This is a genomic window from Magnetococcus sp. PR-3, from assembly GCF_036689865.1.
Classification (GTDB): Bacteria; Pseudomonadota; Magnetococcia; order Magnetococcales; family Magnetococcaceae; genus Magnetococcus.
Window position 1 is genome coordinate 27,519 of record NZ_JBAHUQ010000023.1, and the last position, 21,910, is coordinate 49,428.

Annotated in this window: 4 protein-coding genes (1 of these 4 running past the window's edge); 3 read left to right on the forward strand and 1 reads right to left on the reverse strand. The window is 56.1% G+C overall.

What is annotated here, in order from left to right; genetic code table 11:
* Positions 1-18,237: the 5' portion of a putative Ig domain-containing protein gene (locus V5T57_RS13570; protein WP_332891772.1), read on the reverse strand. It extends 16,482 nt beyond the left edge of the window; 18,237 of the gene's 34,719 nt are visible here — the first part of the coding sequence; the start codon lies at positions 18,235-18,237; its stop codon lies off the left edge, out of view.
* A gap of 347 nt (positions 18,238-18,584) precedes the next feature.
* Here V5T57_RS13570 and V5T57_RS13575 point away from each other — a divergent pair, with 347 nt between their 5' ends.
* Genes V5T57_RS13575 through V5T57_RS13585 form a run of 3 tightly spaced genes read left to right on the forward strand, consistent with a single transcriptional unit; the run spans position 18,585 to position 21,884 of the window.
* A complete protein-coding gene (locus V5T57_RS13575; RefSeq protein WP_332891773.1) occupies positions 18,585-19,214 on the forward strand; it encodes a hypothetical protein in 630 nt (209 codons plus the stop codon).
* Positions 19,211-21,175 (forward strand): CDP-glycerol glycerophosphotransferase family protein, encoded by a 1,965-nt coding sequence (locus V5T57_RS13580; RefSeq protein ID WP_332891774.1) that lies wholly within the window; start codon positions 19,211-19,213, stop codon positions 21,173-21,175. The genes V5T57_RS13575 and V5T57_RS13580 overlap by 4 nt, the downstream gene beginning before the upstream one ends.
* A 52-nt stretch (positions 21,176-21,227) precedes the next feature.
* On the forward strand, positions 21,228-21,884 hold the full coding sequence (locus V5T57_RS13585; RefSeq protein WP_332891775.1) for an IspD/TarI family cytidylyltransferase: 657 nt from the start codon (positions 21,228-21,230) through the stop codon (positions 21,882-21,884).
* Positions 21,885-21,910 lie beyond the last annotated feature (26 nt).

Here is a 21,910-nt window from a genome sequence, read left to right on the forward strand (position 1 = left end):
CGACAGGGTCGCTGTGGTCTCATAGTCCAGGGCGGCCCCAGGGACCAGCTTGAGTTGACCATTTTCAATGGTAAACAGGGCGGCATGGTCACCCCCTGCAATGGTGTAGTTGGGGGTGTGGCCCTCTGGATTACCCGAGACGAAGCTACCCACGGTATAACCCATGCTGGTGTCGATATCTTCCGACAGGGTCGTGGAGCCTTCCAGCGCTAGACTCTCAAAGGGCGAGCGGCTGTTTAGGGTGTTCTCAAAGTGGGCGCGGGCCTCGGTTTCACTGATCAGGGAGAGCGGTGTGCCGGGCTCGCCCAGATCGGTCAAGAAGCCGTTCAACGTGGTGTCGTTGGAGAAGTTATCCACGGTTTGGTTAAAGTCGATGGTCAGGCTCTGTGCCTGACTGCGGGCATCGTCACTGATGGTAATACCGTTATCGGGGTCGCCATCTTCATCAATGGTCTGCAGGAAGCGCAGAATGTTGGTGACGGCATCATCCGACAGGCCATCAAAATCATCCGGCGTAACCACACCGCCACCGGTGGCACTACCCAGGGTGATCGTACCAAGGGAGAAGGTAACATCCTCACCATCGCGGTAGTAGTAGGTACCATTGGCATCGGTGGTGCCGCTTTGGGTGCTGCTGGTAAAGGTGATGTTTTGCACCGCTTCATCCACAAACTCACCATCGCGGATGATATCGATGTTAAAGGTCATATCCGTGGCTATGCCGGAGCTGTCGGTCGCGGTCAGCACCAGGGTTAGTGCCTCGGCATCCTCTTCGGTCACGCCATAAAGGTCCAGCGCTGAGCTATCAAAGCTCAGCCATGTGGGCAGGTCACTGCCATCACTCTGTGCAATAGAGTAGGTCAGGGTGTCGCCGGTATCATAGTCATCAAAATAGCCGCTGAGGGAGAGACTGAAGTCCAGGTTCTCCGTCGCGTCAACCGTACCTACCGAACCCAGCAGGATGGGGGCTTCGGCTTCATCGGAAATGGAGAGAGTCACGGTTTCGGTGACATGTTCGCCGTAGGTATCGCTCACCATGATTTCCAGGGTGTAGCTGCTCAGCGTCTCATAGTCGGTCTCAACCAGGGCGTTCAGGTAGAGCGTGCTGTCGATAATGGTAAACAGGTCATAGCCGGTGCCCCCAGTGAGGGCAAAACTATGGCTGTCGCTGTAGTCCTCATCAATGGCGCTTAAGGTGGCCACCGAGACCAGTGCGTCTACCGCACCACTGTCGCCGCTTTCAGCCAAGCTATCGTTGCTTAAGCTAACGCCGGTGGGGGCTTCGTTAACGTTGTAGACATAGATGCTAAAGCCTTCTGTCAGCTCGAGATTGGTTGAGTCTGTCGCGGTGACCGTAAAGTCCAGATAAGCGAGGCTTTCATGATCCAGGTCCACACCGGCGTTCAGGTAGAGCGCCGTACCATCCAAGTAAAAGAGGTCAGCATCGTCGCCACTTAGGGTCAGGGTGTGGCTGTCCCCATCATCTGGATCTATAACGTAGTAATTGCCCAACCATGTGGCGCTGCTGGTGTCCAGATCCTCAGCAATAGAACCACTGCCATCAAAGTAAATGTCGGTGGGGGCTTCATCAATATCCACCACATCCAGGCTCAAGGTGGCGGTGTTGGACTCTGCCCCGGCGGTATCGATCACCTGCCAGGTGAAGCTGGTGGTGCCGGTCCAGTCACTGTCCGGTATAAAGCTGAGATATCCGATCTCCGCCAAGGTCATGGTGTTGTTAACAGCCAGGGAGGCTTCGGTAATGGCCACACCCGCGATGTAAAGATCACCGTCCGATGGCAGGCTTTGTAAAACGATGGTACCGATGGTGTCGCCATCTTCATCACTAAACAGATCGGTAACGTCTGATTCACTGAAGATGTACGAGGTGTCCTCGGTCACGGTCAGGGTATCGTCCGTAATAACCGGGGCATCGTTGGCGTCGGTTATCGAAATAGCGATGCTCTCGGCTATGGTCAGCCCTGGGGAACCGCTGTCGGTGGCGGTAATGGTGACATCCAGCGAAGGGTTGGTCTCATAATCCAGGGCGCTATCTGCTTTAAGGTAGAGATCGGTATTCACAACCTCAAACAGGTCGGCATCGTCCCCACTCAGGGTAAAGCTGTGGCTGTCGCCACTGTCTGGATCCACAACCGCAAAATTAGAGGCGACCAATAGCGCGCTGCTGGTATCCAGATCTTCACCCAAGATGGTGACATCCTGATCCAGGGTAAAGGCGGTGGGGTAGTCGTTGGCCCCGGTCACCACAATACTCAAGGTGACGGTGTTGGACTCCGCCCCAGAGGCATCGGTGACCATCCAATCAAAGCTGGTGCTACCCGACCATTCGCTGTCTGGGGTAAAGGTCAGGTTGCCGATGTCGGCCAGATTGATATCCGGATCACTGGCCAAAAGGGCATCGGTAAACGCCTCACCATTCAAATAGAGGGTGCCGTTCTCAGGTAGGGAGACAAGGGTCACTGTGCTGGGGTCACCCCCATCTTCATCACTGACCAGGCTGGTAATGTCATCTATGGCAAAGGTGTGGCTCTCATCTTCAAACAGCTCCAGGGTGTCGGCTTGCGCCGTGGGGGCGTCATTGGTGTTGTTCACGGTGATCTGGAAGACATCACTGGTGCTCAGGCCGTCGCTATCAGAGGCGAAGACTTTAAGCGCAATGGCTCCGACATCCTCATTGGCGGGGGTGCCGCTAAAGGTGGCGGTGGTGGTATCAAAACTCAACCAACTGGGCAGATCATTGCCATTGGCCAAGGTGGCGCTGTAGGTCAGGGTGTCGCCGTTGCCGTCCGAGAAGTAGCTGGCGACGGAGAAATCCATCGCTTCATCTTCATTGGTGGTGACATCCACAATATCTGCACTGAGCTCAGGGGAGACATTGGACTGTTCAACGGTCAGGGTAAAGCTGTCATCGGTCGATTCAAAACCGTCTGAGGCGATAACCTTGATCTCAAAAGTACCGCTATCTGCGGTATCTGGGGTGCCGCTAAAGGTCAGGGTGGCGGCTTCAAACGCCAACCAATCCGGCAGTTCGGTATCGTCAGCCAGGGTTGCGGTGTAGCTGAGCTCGGTATCGCTGTCGATATCACTAAAGGTACCGCTATCGAGCGTTTTGCTATAGGCCACGCCGGTAAGCAGTGTTTCATCAAAGGACTGCTCGTCCAGGGTGACGGAGACCACAGGGGCATCGTTAACATTTTCTACCGAGATGTTAAAGATGTCGGAGATCGGTTCACCGCTCTCATCGGTGGCGGTGACCTTAATGCTGATCTCACCAATATCATCGTTGGTGGGGGTGCCGCTAAAGGTAATGGTTGTGCTGTCAAAGCTTAACCAGCTGGGCAGCGCGTTGCCATTGGCCAACGTGGCGGTGTAGGTCAGGGTGTCGTCGGTATCGTCATCGATAAAGCTATCAATGGCAAAGGTGTAGCTGAAGGCACTATCTTCACCGGCTGTTTGGTTCTCCAGTGCGCGATGCACCGTCGGTGCCGTGTTGCTGTCCTTCACTTCAATAGTCAGGGTGTCGCTGATCGCCTCACCACTGCTATCGGTAGCGGTAACGGTGACGGAAATAGCGCCCGTATCGCTGCTGGTTGGAACACCACCAAAGGTACCGGTGGCACTATCAAAGGCCAGCCAGTCCGGTAGGTCAGCACCCCCCTCCAGGGTGGCGCTGTAGGTGATCTCATCATAGAAGTCCGCATCATCAAAGGTGCCATCGGGAATACCAAACTCAAAACCCTGGCTGGTTAGGGCAACCTGGTTTTCCAAATCTTCAACCAAGATTGGTGCGTCGTTAACATCGTTAACGATAATGCTAAAGGCTTCCACCGTATAAGCACCATCAGGGTCGGTGGCGGTGACCTTAACGGTCACAGTGCCGACATCGGCATCATCCGGGGTACCACTAAACGTGGTGCCATCAAAGGAGAGCCAATCTGGGAGGTCATTGTCATTAACCAGGGTGGCGCTGTAGGTCAGGGTGTCGCCATCGGCATCGCTAAAGGCATCGGTTGGGATGGCGTAGCTAAAGCTGCTGTTCTCGGTGACGATCTGGCTGACCAAGCCCTGGTCAACATCGGGTGCATCGTTGGCGTTGAGAATTTCAATGGTGAAATCCTGCTGAACAAATTCACTGCCACTGTCTGTGGCGGTAACACGCACGCTCAGGGCGCCTGAATCCGTACTGCTTGGCACACCGGAGAAATAACCGGTGGCAGCATCAAACGCCAGCCAGCTTGGCAGGTCTGAGCCATCCACCAGTGTGGCGCTCAGGGTCAGGGTGTCATCCACATCCTCATCGGTAAAGGCTGTGCTATCTACCGCATACTCAAAATAGCTGTCGGTCTGGGTGCTGGCCCCTTCCAGTGTGGTGCCAATGGCGGGGCCATCGTTGCTGTTTTCCACAATCAGCACAAAGTTATTGGCGGTCCGCTCGCCACTGTCGTCGGTGGCGATCACTTTAACGGTAAGCTCACCCACATCATCGTTGGTGGGGGTGCCGCTAAAGATGCCGCTGCTGCTGTCAAAACTAATCCAATCCGGCAGATCGTGACCACTGACCAGGGTGGCGCTGTAGGTCAGGGTGTCGCCATCGGCATCGGTAAAGGTGTCGCTGGGGATGGTAAAGCTGAAGCTGGAATCCTCAGTAGCGGTACGGTCAGCCTCACTCACCGCGCTGTTGGCCATAATCGCCGTGGTTACCGTTGGCGCTGTGTTGGGATCAATGGCGGTAATTACAAAGGTGTCAGAGATCGACGAGCTACCATCCGTGGCGGTAACACGGACGGTAATGGCGCCGAGGTCAGACTCGGTCGGGGCACCGGTAAAGATGGCGCTGTCTGGATCAAAGTAGATCCAATCCGGCAGCGCATTGCCATTGGAGAGTGTCGCGGTGTAGGTCAGGGTGTCGTTCAGGTCGGCATCGGTAAAGGTGCCTTCAGGCAGTTCAAAATCAAAGCCTTGATTTTTCTCCGCATACTGATCGCTGATCTCGGTGACCAGAACCGGTGCATCATTCTCCGGGTTAACGGTGATGTAGAACAGGCTGGAACCACTTAACCCTTCATCATCGGTGGCGGTCAATTTGACCTGCAGGGTACCCTCATCCCCATCACCCGGTGTACCGGAGAAGGTCAGGGTGTCGGCATCAAAGTGCAGCCAGTCGGCCAGTTCGTCCCCACCTTGGGTGGTGGCGGTGTAGGTCAGGGTATCCCCTTGATCATCCACAATGGTGCTGCTGGAGACGGTCAGGAAGAAGCCAGCATCCTCACTGACGGTCTGGTCGGCCACATCCGCTGTAAAGTAGGGGGCGGTGTTCAGGGTGGCCACGTTCAAGGTGAAGTTGGCGGTGGTGGTGGCCCCCGCACTATCTTCTGCCGTGACGGTAATGTCGTAACTGTTGGCTTCGTTGTCTGGAACAATACCGTAAAAGATGCCGCTGTCGCCATCGAAGGAGAGCCAGGATACACCACTTAAGAGGGAGGTGGCGTCGGTCATGCCGGCGGTCAGGGTCAGGGTGTCCCCTTCATCTACATCATTAAACAGCGTGGAGGAGAGCTCCAGGAAGAAGCTTTCGCCCGAGATCGCATTTTGTGTACCGATCTCACCGGTCGTGGTGGGGCCGTCGTTGCTGTTATTGATGGTCAGGGTAAAGTTCTGAACCACAAAGGCCCCAGCGGTATCGGTGGCGGTCACTTTTACCGTAAAGGTGCCTACATCATCATTATCCGGGGTGCCGGTAAAGGTGCCGGTGTCGGCATCAAAACTCAACCAATCCGGCAGGCTGCCCCCATCTAGCTGGGTGGCGGTCAAGGTGAGGGAATCCCCACTGCTGATATCCGCATCGCTAAACATGTCGCTGGGCAAGGTGTAGCTATAGAGCGCATCTTCCGTCGCATCATCCGCTGCGGACACGATGGTGCCTTTGGTGGGGGTATGGTTCAGGGCCTCCACGGCGATGGCAAAGGTATCACTCACCGTCGCACCGCTGGTATCGGTGGCGGTAACCTTGACGGAGATGGTGGTGTCGCTGTCACTGGTGCTGGGGCTGCCGTACAGCGTGCGGGTGGCGCTATCAAAGGTCAACCAGCTGGGCAGTTCACCGCCGGTACTTAAGGTGGCGGTGTAGGTCAGGGTGTCATCGGTATCGCTATCGCTGAACAGACCGTCGGCATAGACAACCTCAAACGACTCCCCTTCATACACGGTACGGTCGGACTGACCGGCGGACAGTGTTGGGGCGTCATTCACATTGGTCACGGTCAGGGTCAGGATGTCGGACTTAGAGAGACCCGCATTGTCCGTGGCTGTGATGGTGATGTAGGTATCCCCCACCTCACTCTGCGTTGGGGTGCCGGTGATGGTCCGGGTGGCGGCATCAAAGGTCAACCAGCTGGGTAGATCGCCACCACCGGTGGCTGAGGCCGAGTAGGTTAGCGTATCGCCACTGTTGGCATCACTAAAGCTGTTGCTGGCAATTTTGTAGCTAAAGCTGTTGTCCTCAACAATGGTCTGGGAACCCACAGCATTCGCCAGGGTTGGGGCCACGTTGGGGTCGGATGAGGTTAAGACAAACAGATCGGATATAGAGGCCCCGGCAACATCGGTGGCGGTGACCACAATGTTGTAGGTTCCTGCATCCGAGCTGGTGGGCACGCCGGAGAGCAAGCCGGTGTTTGCATCAAAGGTCAACCAGCTGGGTAGATCGTTACCCGAAGCCAGTGTGGCGCTATAGGTCAGGGTGTCGCCGCTGTCCACATCGCTAAAGTGATCGCCATCCAGATAGAGCTGTAGGGCATCCCCTGTTTCAACCGTTTGATCGGCAATCTCAGTGGTCACCGTGGGGGCGTCGTTCACATTACTAATGGTCAGGTCAAAGCTCTCATGGATCTCTTCACCACTAGCATCGCTGGCGGTAATCTTAAGATTAATGACCCCAACTTGATCATTGGTGGGGGTGCCCGTCAGGGTGTTGGACTCACTATCAAAGCTCAGCCAGGAGGCCCCGGTAGAGAGCGCCGTACCATCTTGCATGGTCACGGTCAGGGTTAGGGTATCACCATCAGCATCGTAGAAGGTGTTAGATGGAATAAGCAGGGTCAGGGCGCTATCTTCCGTGGCGCTCTGGCTGCCGATTTCACTGCTCACAATCGGTGCTACGTTGGGGTCGATGACCTCCATCTGGAAGTAGTCAGAGGTGCTGGCTGAGTTGCTGTCCGTTGCCGTGACTTTAATGGTAATGATACCGGCATCCGCACTGGTGGGGTTGCCCTGGAAGAGGCGGCTGGCCTCATTAAAGCTGATCCAGGTGCTGCTCAGGGCGTCACCATTGGCCAACGTGGCGCTGTAGGTGATGCTGTCATCGGCATCACTATCCACAAACAGGCTGTCACTGAGCTGGAAGGTGAAGGCGTCATCCACATCGGCCCGCTGGTCAGCAATGGCTGTGATCAGGGTGGGGGCGTCGTTGACGTTCCCAATCTCAATTTTAAAGACATCGGAGACGCTCAGGCTGCCACTGTCGGTGGCGGTAACCTTAAGGGTCAAGGTGCCCACATCATCGTTGGTGGGGGTGCCGCTAAAGCTCAGGGTTGCACTGTCAAAGGTCAGCCAGCTGGGTAGGGCGTTGCCGTTAGACTGGGTCACCGTGTAGGTCAGGGTGTCATCGGTATCGCTATCGGCAAAAACCCCTGAGCCCAGCTTTAAGTCAAAGCTGGCATCTTCCGTCGCGGTTTGATCGGCAACAGCAGCGGCGATGGTCGGTGCATTGTTCACCGCTGTAACGTTGAGCTCAAAACTGGTTGAGATGCTGGCGTTGCCGGTGTCTGTGGCGGTGACCTTGACCACAATGGTGCCTTCGTCGGTACTCTCTGGGGTACCAGAGAAGGTACGCGAAGCGGCGTCGAACTCCAACCAATCAGGCAGGCTGTTCCCATTGGGCAGGGTGGCGGTGTAGCTCAAACTGTCGCCACTATCCAGATCCCCAAAAATGCCCTCACTAAACTGGTAGAGGAAGCTACCATCGGTATTGGCGGACTGATCGGTAATCCGGGTGATGACGTACGGGTTATCATTGCTGTTATCAATGGTCAGGCTAAAGAAGTCACTGATATGCGCACCGCTGGGATCCGTAGCGGTGACCTTAATGGTGATCTCCCCCACATCATCGTTGGTGGCGGTTCCGCTGAAGGTTTGGGAGTCAGCATCAAAGCTCAACCAGCTAGGCAGGCTGGTATCATTGAGCAACGTAGCGGTGTAGGTCAGCGTATCACCATCGGCATCACTAAAGGTGCCGCTGGGCAGCGAGAAGACAAAGGAGCTGTCTTCTGTAGCGGTACGATTTGCGGTGGTGGAGCCTGTCTCAATGGCCTCGGCCACCGTGGGGGCATCATTGGGATCAATGACATTGACCGAAAAGAGATCAGAGGCCGTCGCGGTGCCATCGCTGGCCGTCACCTTAAAGGTGTAGGCGGTTTCACTATCTGGGGTGCCACTAAAGGTGCGGGTGTCGGCATCAAACACCAACCAACTGGGTAGGGTGGTGGTGCCGTCAATGCTCACCTGTTCCACGCTGTAGCTCAGAACATCGTTCACATCCGCATCTGAGAAGCTGCTGCTGTCAAAGGTGTACTCAAAACGGGTGTTGATATCCACCGTCTGGTCCACCAAGGCGGTGTCCAGGGTGGGAATATCGTTCACTTCGCTCACGGTCAGGGTAAAGGTGACCGAGGCGGTTGCGCCATTGGGGTCGCTGGCGGTGAGTTTAATGGCGGTACTGTCGGCATCGCCATCACCTGGTGTGCCGCTGAGCAAGCCGGTGCTGCTATCAAACGTTAACCAGGTGGGCAGGGTGCCCGCGCTGGATACACTGGTGGCGGTGTAGGTCAGGATGTCGCCATCACCATCGGTGAAGATACCGGCACTACCGATCTGCAAGGAGTAGGCTTCATCTTCCGTAATGGTTACATCGGAGATTGCCGTCTCATCTGCTTCAGGAGCATCGTTGGTGGCGGTAACCGTCAGGGAGAAGGCGGAGGAGGCGGTCGCACCAATACTGTCAAAGGCTGAAAGATGAATGATTGATTGACCCGCGTCACTCCCTGTTGGGGTGCCGGTGAAGGTGTTGGTGCTGATATCAAAGGTCAGCCAGCTGGGCAGGCCGGTGGCACTGACCGAGAGGAAGTCGTCTGTATCGGCATCGGTAAACTCACCGGTGGGGATGGTGTAGCTAAAGGGCGTACCCTCGGTGGCGGTCTGTGAGGTAACCAGACCATGGGCGAGGGGGGCGTCATTGATATCAGCCACCTCAAAACTAAAGGCGGCGGAACCCGACAGGTTGCTGGTATCGGTGGCGGTTACCTTAATGTTGACGGTGCCGGTCTCATCATTACCTGGTGTGCCGCTAAAGGTGCGGGTGTCGGCATCAAAGGTGAGCCAGGTGGGGAGCGCGCTGCCGTTGATCTGCGTGGCACTATAGGTGAGGGCGTCGCCCTGATCGTCGGTAAAGGTATCGGCGGCAAAACGGAAGCTGAAGCGGCTGTCCTGAGTGGCCGAAATACTGTCGAAGGCGCTCTCGTTGGCCACATAGGGCTTGGTGTTGGGGGTGGTGACGGTAATGTCAAACACCTCAGAATCACTCGAGCCAGCGCTATCTGTTGCCGTCAGAATAATGCTGGTGGTTCCGGCATTGGTGGTGGCTGGGGTGCCACTGAACAGACCGGTGTCGGCATCAAAGTTCAACCAACCGGTGGTGGAGAGGCTGTCCCCATTGGCCAAGGTGGCAGACAGGGTCAGGATGTCGCCATTATCAATATCGGTAAAGGTGCCGCTGGCCAGCTCAAAGATAAAGTTTTCATCACTTTCCGTGGTCTGGTCCGCGACGGACAAGGCCAGGGTCGGGGCATCATTGATGTTCACCACTGAGAGCGAGTCGGTCTTGCTACCCACGGTGTTGCCGGTGCTATCTTTGGCGATAAATTTCAGCGCTATGGTGCCGACATCGCCATTGGCCGGTGTACCGGTAAAGGTGAAGGTGTCGGTATCAAAGGTCATCCAGCTGGGTAGGGCGCTACCATCGATCTGGGTGACGCTCATGGTGCTGGCGCTGGTGTCGCTGGTGATGTCTGTCAGCAGCACACTGTAGGAGAAGGGGGCATCCTCAATGGCCAGCGGGCTGTCATCGCCATTGGTGGAGAAGACACCAAAGCCAGAGGTCTCGCTCAGACCGTCCAGGGTGGAGACAAAGTGCTCCCACGCCGCTTCATTACTCACCGACAAGCTGCCACCGGCACCGGCGTTGGTCAGGTAGGTGGTCAGGGTGGTGTCGGCGGCGAAGTCGGCTACCGATTGGTTAAAGTCAATGGTGATACCGGTTGCGGCATCAATGGCATCCTGGTTGATCTCAATACCATCTTCGGCATTGCCATCTTCATCCAGCGTTTGCAAGAAACGCAGAATGTTGGTGACCTCATCCAGATCCCCATCCGTCACAAAATCCAGAGGGGTAATGATGCTGCTGGCAGCAACCTCACCCAGTACGATATCCCCAATGGAGAAGGAGACCGTGTTGCCCGAGGCGTAGTTAAACTGACCGCTGGTGTCGGTGGTGCCGGTCGAGAGGGTGGTGCCTTCACTATCTTTAAGGGTGTAGGTAACGCCAATAACCTCACTATCCACAAACGCCCCGGTGAAGGTCTCGGAGACCAGCAGCTCAAAGGCGTCGGATACCGTTTCACCACTCTCATCGGTGGCGGTTAGGCGAATGACCACACCCCCCTTATCGGTACTGGCAGGGGTGCCGGTAAAGGTGGCGGTGTCGGCATCAAAGGTTAACCAGCTGGGCCAGGTGCCGGTCCCGACCAGGTTGGCCGAAATGCTCAGGCTATCCCCCGCGTCGACATCTGCAAACGTAGTGCCGGAGACTTCATAACGGAACGCCTCGCCCTGAACCACTTCCTGGTCCACGGCGCCTTGATCCACCGTTGGGGCATCGTTGACGTTGCTTACATTAATGGTCTGGGTTTGGGAAACCGACGCGCCGGACTTATCTGTGGCGGTAATGATGACACTGGTGGTGCCGACATCCCCATTGGCAGGGGTGCCAGTCAGCAGGCCGGTGTCGGCATCAAAGGTCAACCAGCTGGGTAGATTGGTGGCCGTTAAGGTTAAGCTGTCGCCACTGTCAGCATCGGTAAAGATGCTGCTGCTGATCTGGGTTTTGAACAGGCTATCTTCGGTGGCTGTGACATCCGCCAGGGTCGAGGCAATGGTCGGGGCGTTGTTGGGGGCCTGTACCGTCAGGGTAAAGGTATCCGACGCGGTGGCGCCGCTGCTGTCGGTCACCGTGACTTTAATACCCGTGGTGCCGGTGTCGGTGCTGCTGGCGGTACCGGTAAAGGTACGGCTGCTGGCATCAAAAGAGAGCCAGCTTGGAATGGCCCCGCCGGAGGAAAGGTCGGACACGCTGTAGGTCAGGGTGTCGGCACTGTCAACATCGGTGAAGGTGCCGGCATCCAGGGTCAGTACATAGGCGCTATCATAATCCACCAACTGATCGGCCAAGCTGTTGGCCAGGATCGGGGCGTCATTTACATTGCTGACCACCATGTTGACGGTGGCAGAGGCGCTGTCGCCGTCAGGATCGGTGGCGGTCACTTTAAAGTAGTAGTTGCCGACCTCATCGTTGGTTGGGGTGCCGCTAAAGGTACGGGTGTCACCATCAAAAGTGAGCCAGCTGGGCAGGGCGCTACCATCAACCTCTGTGGCGGTATAGGTCAGCTTGTCGCCATCGGCATCGGTAAAGGCCGTGGCGGCAATGTTATAAGAGAAGGCGCTGTCTTCATTAATGGTCTGGTCAACCAAGCCGGTGGCGCTGACCGGTGCATTGTTGGGCACCTCGACCGTCAGGGAGAAGGTGTCTGAGACCGCTTGACTGCTGCCATCTGTGGCGGTGACCCGTACATTAATGGTGCCGGTATCGGTACTGGTTGCGGTGCCGGTAAAGGTTTGGCTAATGGCGTCAAAGCTCAACCAAGTGGGTAGATCCGCTCCACCAGCCAAAGTGGCGGTGTAGGTTAGGCTATCACCACTGTCGACATCACTAATTGAGCCGCTGGTGATGCTGTATTGGAACGGGGCATCATAATCGGTGGTTTGATCCACCAGGGCCACGCTCACAACGGGGGCGTCGTTGACGTTGCTGACGGTGATGTCAAAGGCATCTGAAACAGCGTTTCCACGGGGGTCGGTCGCCGTTACTTTAACCGTGACTGTCCCCACTTGATCATTGGTGGGGGTGCCGCTGAAGGTGCGGGTATCGCTATCAAAAATAAGCCAGTCTGGCAGAGTGGTGCCGCCCTCAAGCGCTGCTGTGTAGGTGATGGTATCCCCGTCGGGATCACTGAAGGTGTTGGCCGCCACGGTGTAGCTGAAGCTGGTATCTTCCGTCGCACTTTGATCACCAATGGCGTTATCCACTGTGGGCGCGTCATTGGCGTTCAGGATCACCAAGTTGAAGGTGTCTGCGGCGGAGGTGGTGCCATCACTGGCAGAGAATTTGAGCGCCAGTGTGCCGACATCACTCTCTGCGGTGGGGGTGCCGCTTAAGGTGAGGCTGGTATCGTTAAAGGTCATCCAGTCTGGCAGGGCTGAGCCATCGGCCTGGGTGACGGTGTAGGTCAGGGTGTCTCCGCTGTCAATGTCGGAGAAGGCGGTGTCGCTCAGCTGCAGGAAGAACGCATCGTTTTGTTCCCCTTGGACATCGGCCTGGGCACTGTCCAGGGTGGGGGCGTCGTTGCTGTTGGCGACCGTAATGGCAAAGGTATCGCTAACCGTGGCGCCTTTGGTATCTGTGGCGGTTACCACCACCTGCAGGGCGCCGACATCGGCGTTCTCTGGAATACCAAAGAAGGTGAGGGTATCCCCATCAAAGGTGATCCAGGAGGGCAGGTCGGTGCCATCCAACTGGGTGGCGGTGTAGGTGAGGGAGTCCCCCGAATCACTATCAGAAAATGTGCTGCTGGCAACTGTAAATAGAAAGACGCTATCTTCAGTGGCGCTCTGTTCGGCAATCGCGGTCACCAACGTGGGGGTGGTGTTGGGCAGCTCAGCGGTGAGGGTAAAGATGTCAGAGACGGTCTTTTTCGTCACCCCATCGGTTTCATAGGTACCGTCCCAGGCTGAGACCTTAATGGTATAGGTGGAGAGATCACTGGTCTCAGGTGTGCCGGTAAACTTACCGCTGACTTGATCAAAATTCAGCCAGGTTGGCCAGGTGCTGCCATCGGCCATAACCGCTTCGTAAGAGAGGGTGTCGCCATCCTCATCCCCAAAGCTGTTGGCGGGGATTTCAAAGCTGAAGTAGGTGTTCTCTGTTGCGGTTTGATCCGCAATGGCATTGTCCAGTGTCGGCAGGTCATTGACGTTGTCGACAGAGAGCGTAAAGGTGTTGCTTACATTGGCGCCGTCAGGGTCTGTGGCCGTGACCTTAACAATAATATCCCCCACATGATCATTAAGTGGGGTACCACTGAAGGTGCGGGTGCTGCCATCAAAGGTGAGCCAGCTGGGTAGGTCGCTGCCATCATTTAATGTCGCGGTGTAGCTTAAGGTGTCGCCATCACTAAAGCTGTTGGCGGCAAACTGGTAGGTGAAGAAACTATCTTCATCGTTGCTCTGGTCTACCAGTGCGGTGGCCAAAATGGGGGTGTCGTTGGCTTCTGCCACGGTCAGGAAGAAGACATCTTCCACCGTAGCGCTGCTGGTATCGGTGGCGATAATCCGTACACCAATGGCCCCTGCATCATCACTGGTAGGGATGCCGCTAAAGGTTTGGGTGTCGGCATCAAAACTTAACCAGCTGGGTAGGGCTGAGCCATCCAACAACAGGGCGGTGTAGGTCAGGCTATCACCGCTGTCGACCTCCGCAAAACTGCCGCTGGGTACCGCGTACTCAAAGGATTTACCAATATCCGCTGTTTGGTCGGCATTGGCGGTTTCCACCGTGGGGGCATCGTTACTGTTGGCCACCACCAGGGTGAAGTTGTCGGAGATCTCTTCGTTATAGAAATCTGCCGCCGTTACCTTAATGGCGAGACCGGCGCTGACATCCCCATTCTCTGGTGTGCCCGCAAAGGTGCGGGTGTCGGCATCAAAGGTCAGCCAGCTGGGTAGTGCGGAGCCATCAGCCAGGGTGGCGGTGTAGGTCAGGAAGTCCCAGGTGTCGGCATCGGTAAAGGTGTTGCTGGGCAACTGGAACAGGTAGTACTCATCTTCCGTCGCGGTCAACTGGTCCGCCGTGACCGAATCGGCCACCGCATTGGCCAAGGTTGGCAAATTGTTGGGTGGATAGACGATGAGATAAAAATAGTCCGAGGTGCTGGCGCCGCTAGGATCGGTTGCCGTGACCTGAATACCCATCAGGGTGTTTTCAAAGTCCGATGTGGGGGTACCGCTAAAGCTTACTGAGCTGCTATCAAAGACCAACCAGTCGGGCAGGGCCGAGCCGTTAACCAGCTGAGCACTGTAGCTCAGGGTATCGCCATCCTGATCGGTGAAAGCTGTTGAGGCATCAATAGAGAGCGCACTGCCGGAGAAACCAATCAGGTCATAGATGGCGTTGCTGACTTCCGGGGCATCATTGGTGTTGGCCACGGTGATGTCAAAGGTGCCAGAGGCGGGCTCGCCGCGGTCATCGGTGGCCGTTACCTTAAAGGTGGTGGTGCCGACCTGGGCATTTTCGGGGGTGCCGCTAAAGGTGCGGGTGTCGGCATCAAAGGTTAGCCAGCTGGGCAGAGCGGTGCCATCCAGCAGGGTCGCGGTATAGGTCAGATCATCGCCATCGGCATCGGTAAAGGCCGAAGAATCGAACGTATAGTTAAAGGCGGAATCTTCCGTCGCACTTTGTGCCTGCAAGGTGTCGGCGACATACACGGGGGCCGTATTGGGGGCCAAAACCACCAGTTGGAAGGTGTCACTGACCGAGGCGGTGTCGTTGCTGTCGTCGGTGGCGGTGACAACAATGGTGTAGGTCCCTTGCTCAGGCGCCGTTGCGCTAAAGGTTTGGGTGCTATTAAGGAAGGTCAACCAGTTTGGCAGAGCCGCGCCGGAGGCCAACGCTGCGGTGTAGGTCAGGTTATCGTTGGCATCAACATCCACAAAGCTGTCGGTGGTGATGACATAGCTAAAGTCACTACCCGCTTCACCCTCTTGATCGGTCAGGGCGATCTCCAGTGTGGGGATGTCATTAATGTTGATAACATCAAAGCTGAAGGTCGCTTCGGCAGACTCACCTGCTGGATCGGTGGCGGTCACCTTAATGCTCAAAGGCGCGGTGGAGGTGGCGCCGGATTCACGGGTGATGTCAGTATTGCCCGGCGTACCACTAAAGGTGCGGGTGCTGGCATCAAAAGAGAGCCAATCGGGCAGGGCAGAGTTGTCTGACAGGGTGGCGGTGTAGGTCAGGGCATCGCCTTCGGCATCGGTAAAGGTGCCGTCGGGAATTTGGTAGACAAAGCTGACATCTTCATCAATATCCGCCACGGAGATGATATTGGCGTTGACCGGTGCCGTGTTGGGTTCGGTCACGGTAATACCAAAACTGGTAAAGGTGGTGGCCCCGGAACCATCGGTTGCGTGGACCTTTACCGTCAACGTGGTGTTTTCATCATTGGTCCCTGGGTCGCCAGAAAAGACCCCGGTGCTGGCATCAAAATTCAGCCAGATGGGGGTGGTGTTCTGCGCGGTGTCGGTAGATGTGGTGCTGGTGATCTGCGTACCATCTTCCAAGAACGCAGTTAGGGTCAGGGTATCACCGGTATCAACATCGCTGAACAGGGTTGGTGAGAGTGTGTAGTCAAGGTTCTCATCCGACTCAATCGACAGATTGGCCAGGGTCTCTGCCACGGTGGGGGCATCATTCACATTAGTGATGTTAATGGTCAGCCCGGTAGAGACGGAGGCGTCGGCAATATCTGTGGCGGTGATGGTCAGTTCCAGCTGGCCCACATAGTCGTTGGTGGGGGTGCCGGAAAGACGGCCACTGGTGCTGTCAAAGGAGAGCCAGCTTGGTAGATCGGCCCCGCCACTGAGGGTGGCTGAGTAGGTTAGGGGGTCACCATCAAGATCCGAGAAGGTGTCGGACGGAATGTCGTCACTGCCCAGGCTATCTTCAGTCCAGTTGAAATCAATCAGTGCGTTAACGACGGTTGGCGCTCGGTTGGCATCGTTAACGTTAAGGGTGATCTCATAATAGGGGTTGCCTGTGCTGCCATCGGTAATGGCCACTTCACCGGCGGCATCCCGTGCGGTGATGCGCAGGCTTAAGTCGGTGTCGGTATCAATCTGAAACCGCTCCGTATCTGCGGTACCAACCAGTTTGGGGACCAGCTCTCCGGTTTGGCTGTCGTTGGCCATGCTGATTTTAAGCCAGCTGGGCAAGGCGGTGCCATCGGCATAGGTGGCTTCCCAGGTCAGGGTGTCGTTGTTATCAATATCTGTCACACCGGCATCATTGAGTTGGATCTCAAAGGTGGTGTCCAGATAAACAATAACGCTGACCTCTTCGGTCACGGAGTCTTTGGCGGTGACATAGTTACCGGTGGAGATATAGTCGTAGAAGATCTCATTGCTGGTGTCGATGGTGGGGGAGTCGTTGGTATTAACAATATCCAGGGCGACATTTTTAATGCCATCGGTACCTAATGAGGTGTCGTAGCCATCCCCCGTCAGGCTCATTTGTACTTGCAAGGAGCCCACAGTGGCGTGGTCGTTGGTTGGGGTGAACTTAATTTTAACAATACCACCGGTGGATGAGAGGATCTCATATAGAGCGGTATCAACCGCAGTGCCACCAATATAGAGCTCGGCGCCAATGCTGATCTGACCAATTTGGTAGGTGCCGGAATCGATGGCCGAAGAGGCATCGATGATGATGATGGTATCGACATCTTCCGTCACCGTATCGTAGGTTACAGAGCTGTCTGTGGCATTTTGCAACGTGACGGTCACCAGTGATGAGCCATCACTTGGATCGGCCAACCAGGTGGGGGCCGATGAGTTCTCCGGGCGTAGCTCTTGGGTGCGGTCGCGGCGTTCGTTGCCATCCTCTGGGGGTTCCAGCTGGAAGTGGTCTTCGCCGTGGTGCAGATCAATACCCTCAATACCCACGATACCAAACAGCTCCAGACCCACCGCCAAGTTGGCCAAGAACAGCAGTGTTTCAGGGTTAAGCTGTCCCTCTTGGGGTTTGGGGCCATCTTCACCACCCTCACCGGGGGCATCGTCCCCTCGGTCTTGCTGCAGGGAGGCGGGTAGATGTTTGTTAAAGCGCTCCAACAACTGGGCAGGGGCACGGAAAACCGGTTCAGGGCGCTGACCAAAGGTAACCGCTGTGGCCTGACCAGGTTCGGTCAGGGAGACAACGCCGTTACCAAAGGGATCCGAAATTTCCAGGATACCAGCCAAGTGCACAACGGTGGTTTGACCGCTGGGGGTGACTTCGCCTTGCAGTTCGGAGCCGCGAACTGCAATCATGGCGGATGGGGTGCGAATGGTGGTGTGGGCTTGCGCGTGTAAGGTGCCTACGCCACCAGATTTGTAGCTGAAAAAGCCCCCCAGTACCGTCGCACTGAATTGACCTTCACCAGAGTCAGGGTTGTAAAGCAGGCTTTCCATCGCCGCTTGTGCCTGGACACCAATCTGGAACGAACCGCCGTCGATCAAGTTGAGCTGGACTTGACCGGTGGTGGTGCGCACGACGTCACCCGCAAAAATGGGGTCGCCTTCTTCGACGATGCGCAGAGAGCCATCTGCGCCTTTGACCACCACCTTGCCAGCCATCTGAGCAATGTTCGCCACCTGCTCCAGCTCGGCATCCGTGACACCACCCTCGCTGAATAGGGCAGGGCCGGCCACCAGTGAGACCGGCGCCGGTGTATCCGGCAGCAGCATCTGCACCATGTCTGGCAACAGGCTGGTGCCCCCCCCCATGCTTTGCAACACGGGGCTCTCGCCGTTGAAGTAGTCCTCCACTTCAATGCGTTCACCCTTGGTGCTGGTGATGATTAGGTTGTCACCATCGCGGCTAAAATCGCCCCGGGTCAGTAGCTGGACATCCTGGAATTGGATGACCCCGTCTACGGCCTCAGGAGCAGATTGGATCTCTGCGTTGGTATCTTGGATATTTCGTTGCCACATTGTGGCGTCGACATGCTTGCTCATGGTTGGCTCGATCCTAGCAAGGTCGCATTTATATAGCGATAAAAGGTTTTGGCAGATAATTCAAAGGGTTGCGATTTCCTTACGCGCACGCGTCCCGATTAGGTTTCTGCCCCCGTGTAGAAAATACCACATATTTAGTGAGAATAAGATGGTTAAAGTCGCTCAAAATAGGCATGAAAATTATCAATGGAACCCTTTTTTTGGCTTGCTTATCGAAGCAATATTTGCATCGTTTCGAAGGTTGTGTGTGTTATGTAACGATTGTGTTCGAAAGTGTTGTGGGTTGAGGTGAATAAGCAAGGTGTTGTGAGACCCCTTTTGGTGGCATAAGTGTGGGAGTATTTCGTATGGCTAAGTCTATGGTTAAGTATTTGTTATTATTGTTTCTAGTGGGTGGGTGTGTCAGCTTTCCTGGGCCCCGTGAGGTGCCGCTTTCGCAGTTGGTTATTGTGGGGGGTGGCGGGTCTGTTAGGCCTTTGACGGCGCTGATGACAGATCTTCAAGTAACAGCCCAAAGTTCCCTGCCAGCCGATGAGGTGGGATTGCATAATTTGGAAGATAATGTCGAAAATCTTCGTGAAGCAAAAAATAAAATCGGCATCGGCAGTCTGTTGTCCACGCTGGATGGCCGCCGGGTTCCTTTTGTCGCCAAAGTTGCAGGCTATGATCTGGACGGTGACTATAAGGTAGATCAATGGGAGATGCAGCACGCCTGGACGGTTTGGGCCGCCGAGCTCGCCGTGGGGCAGCCGCTCTTGCCGGGGGCGTTGCAGGTGGCTGGTCAAGATGGGTATAAGCCTGTGCAGGGGTTGGCGCTTTCCCCGTTGGAGAGTCGTCAGGTGCGTAGCTGGTTGGTCTCTTTGGGGCAGCAGGATCCCAAGCGGGATGTAGCCCGTAGTTTGGCCGCCATGGATCTGATTATCGAATCGGCCCAACATCGCTATGAGTATGGTGGTGATGCTGTGGATGTGCCATGACCGAAGCATCCCTGAAGGTGCGGTTGGGTGAGCTGCGGGGCAGGCTGCAAAAAGGCCCGTTTGAGGGGGCGGTGGCCCAGGCCGAGCAGTTGTTTGCGCAGTACCCGCAGGATCCTCGGGTTTGTGAAGTTCTTGGGCTGATCTATGGGAGAGTCTCTGCGGTGGAAAAAGAGCAGGCTGTCTGGCGGCATGCCACACAGCTGTGGCCAGCCACGCCCATTTTTCATTTTTACCTGGCGCTGTTGTTGATGCGCCAAGGTCACCGTGAAGCGGCACAACCCGCTTTAACGCAAGCCTTTGACCCGATGCCGAGCACAGCGCCTGTTTTGCTCTATATGGGGGAGATGTTGCTGGAGGTCTACGCTTTTTCACAGGCGGAGCGCTGCTTTAGGGCGCTGCTTGAGCTGCAGCCCGATCATTTTCAGGGGATCATGGGGTTGGCCCATGCCTTGTTACCCCAGCATGGTGCCCGTGAGGTTGTTCAACTTCTAAAAACGGGGCTTGCCAAGCATGGGTCACGGGGAGATATGTGGTCTCTGCTGGGGTTGGCGTATCAGGAGTGCGCCCTTGTAACCGAGGCTGTAGCGGCGTATCGCCAAGCTTTGGTGTGTGACCCTAAGCACGGTGCGGCCCGCAATAATTTGCAGATGGCCCAGCGCTATGCACACACCCCTGAGCAGCGGTTACAGCAGGTGGCGGCACGGTTGGGTGCGTCTAAAAATGGGTCGGTTGAGTATGGTGTGGCGCTCTATCAGGCTGGGCGGTTTGGTGAGGCTAAGGCTCTTTTTCGCCGTCAGCTTAAGGCCCAGGCGGGTGGGGCGCAGCTTCACTACTATTTGGCGTTGGCTGATCTGGGGTTGAAGGCGGTGGATCAGGCGGTGTTGCGTTTACAGCGGGTGCTCAAGGCGGTGCCTGAACATCTGTTTGCGCAGGTTGCTTTGGCCAATATTGAGCAGCAAGCAGCCCCAGGCGCGCGGCGGGTTGGGCTGCATCTGAATGTGCCTTATCACTATCATATATTAAAGTCAGTGGCGGAGGCTTGTCGGGCTTTAGGCATGCAGGTTATGGTCTCTCCTTGGGTGGAGGAGTTGCGATGGTTTGAGCCGGATGTGCTGGTGGTGGCGGAGTCCCACGCATCGTTGTTGCGTCACCCGTTTAAAGGGGTGCCTTTTGTGTGGGTGCGCCACGGTTTGATCAGTAAAAATATTACCTATCTCTCGGCACGGGTGAGTGATTATGCCTGTCTGACCAGCCATGCCAGTGGTGAAAACTACACGCTTAGAGGGGGGCGGCCACGGCAAGCGGTGTGGATTACCGGTTATCCGCAAATGGATTCCCTGTTTCAAGGGGGAGCGGTGAACATCCCACCCTTTATTCCACGTAATCATAAGGTTGTTTTATATGCGCCGACCTGGAATGCCGCATTGTCAGCCCAGCCTATGTTGGGGCAGGCCTTGCCGGATGCCCTGTTGGCGGGTCGGTCGGATATTACGGTGCTCATTAAGCCACACCCTGTCACTTGGGGGCACCATCCCCAATGGATCGATCAGTGGCGGCAGATGGCCCGTGCCCACCCGGCAATTCATCTGGTGGATGACCCGGCTGCGGATGTGATGCCTTATTTGGCGCGTGCCGATCTGTTGGTCAGTGATGTCTCTAGTGTCATGTTGCAATTCTTGGCCTTGGATCGCCCCATTATTGTATTGACCAACCCCGAAGCCAAACAGGCTGCACACTATGATCAGCAGGGGCCAGAGTGGCAGTACCGTCATGTTGCCCATGAGCTGTTTACGGTCGATGAACTGCCCGGTGCTATTACAGAGGCACTGGAAAACCCCTATGACCGGGCCCAGGCACGTCAGGCCGTACGGCAAGATCTGTTTGGGGATTTAACGGATGGCCGTGCCGGGGTGCGTATTGCCCAGAACATCGCCGCCATGCCGTGTGGGGTAGGTGGCTAGTGTTGGTTGTGTCATAGGGGCTCTGTAGGGTGTTGGAGAGAGGAGTGGCGGTATGGAGGGGGTAACTGGCCTGTTGTTGGCCGCTGGGCTTGGGCAAAGAATGGGGTTAGGGCCTAAAGCTTTGTTAAAAAAAGAGGGGGTCTCCCTTCTGGAGCGTGGGGTGGCCAGCTTACAACCTTGGTGTGATGCCGTGGTGGTGGTTCTGCCAGACTCTGCGCTGGTGTCAGCTTGGCAGTCTGTGTTTGCTGAGCAGGTGCAGTTGGTGGTGGGCGGTGCGCTGCGGCAGGAGAGTGTGCAGATCGGGGTGCGTATGGCCACTGGTGCGACGCTGCTTGTGCATGATGTGGTACGACCAAACGTGCCAGATGCCGTGTTTGAACGGGTGATGGCTGCCGATAGGGGCGCCCAGGCGGTGGTGCCTGTTGTTCCCCGGCCGGTCCGAGACTCTCTGGCCAGAGTACAGGGAGGATCGTTGTTGGAGATGGTGCCACGTGATGGTTTGGTTGCGATACAAACTCCCCAGCGTTATCAGGCGGATGCCCTGAAAGAGGTGTTGGATCATGCCCAGCAACAGGGGTGGCAGAGTCACTCGTTGCCCGAACTGTTTACGCGTCTGAACCATAAGGTCATAACCGTTGAGGGGGCGGCGGAGCAGGTGAAGCTGACCTATGCGCAGGATTGGCTGGCTTATGTGGGTGAAGTTGATTAAATACAAAATTAAAGTGTAATAAATAT

Coding starts and splice junctions, on each gene's coding strand:
- V5T57_RS13580 (WP_332891774.1), top strand. CDS start 19,211: ATGACCGAAGCATCCCTGAAGGTGCGGTTGGGTGAGCTGCGGGGCAGG.
- V5T57_RS13575 (WP_332891773.1), top strand. CDS start 18,585: ATGGCTAAGTCTATGGTTAAGTATTTGTTATTATTGTTTCTAGTGGGT.
- V5T57_RS13585 (WP_332891775.1), top strand. CDS start 21,228: ATGGAGGGGGTAACTGGCCTGTTGTTGGCCGCTGGGCTTGGGCAAAGA.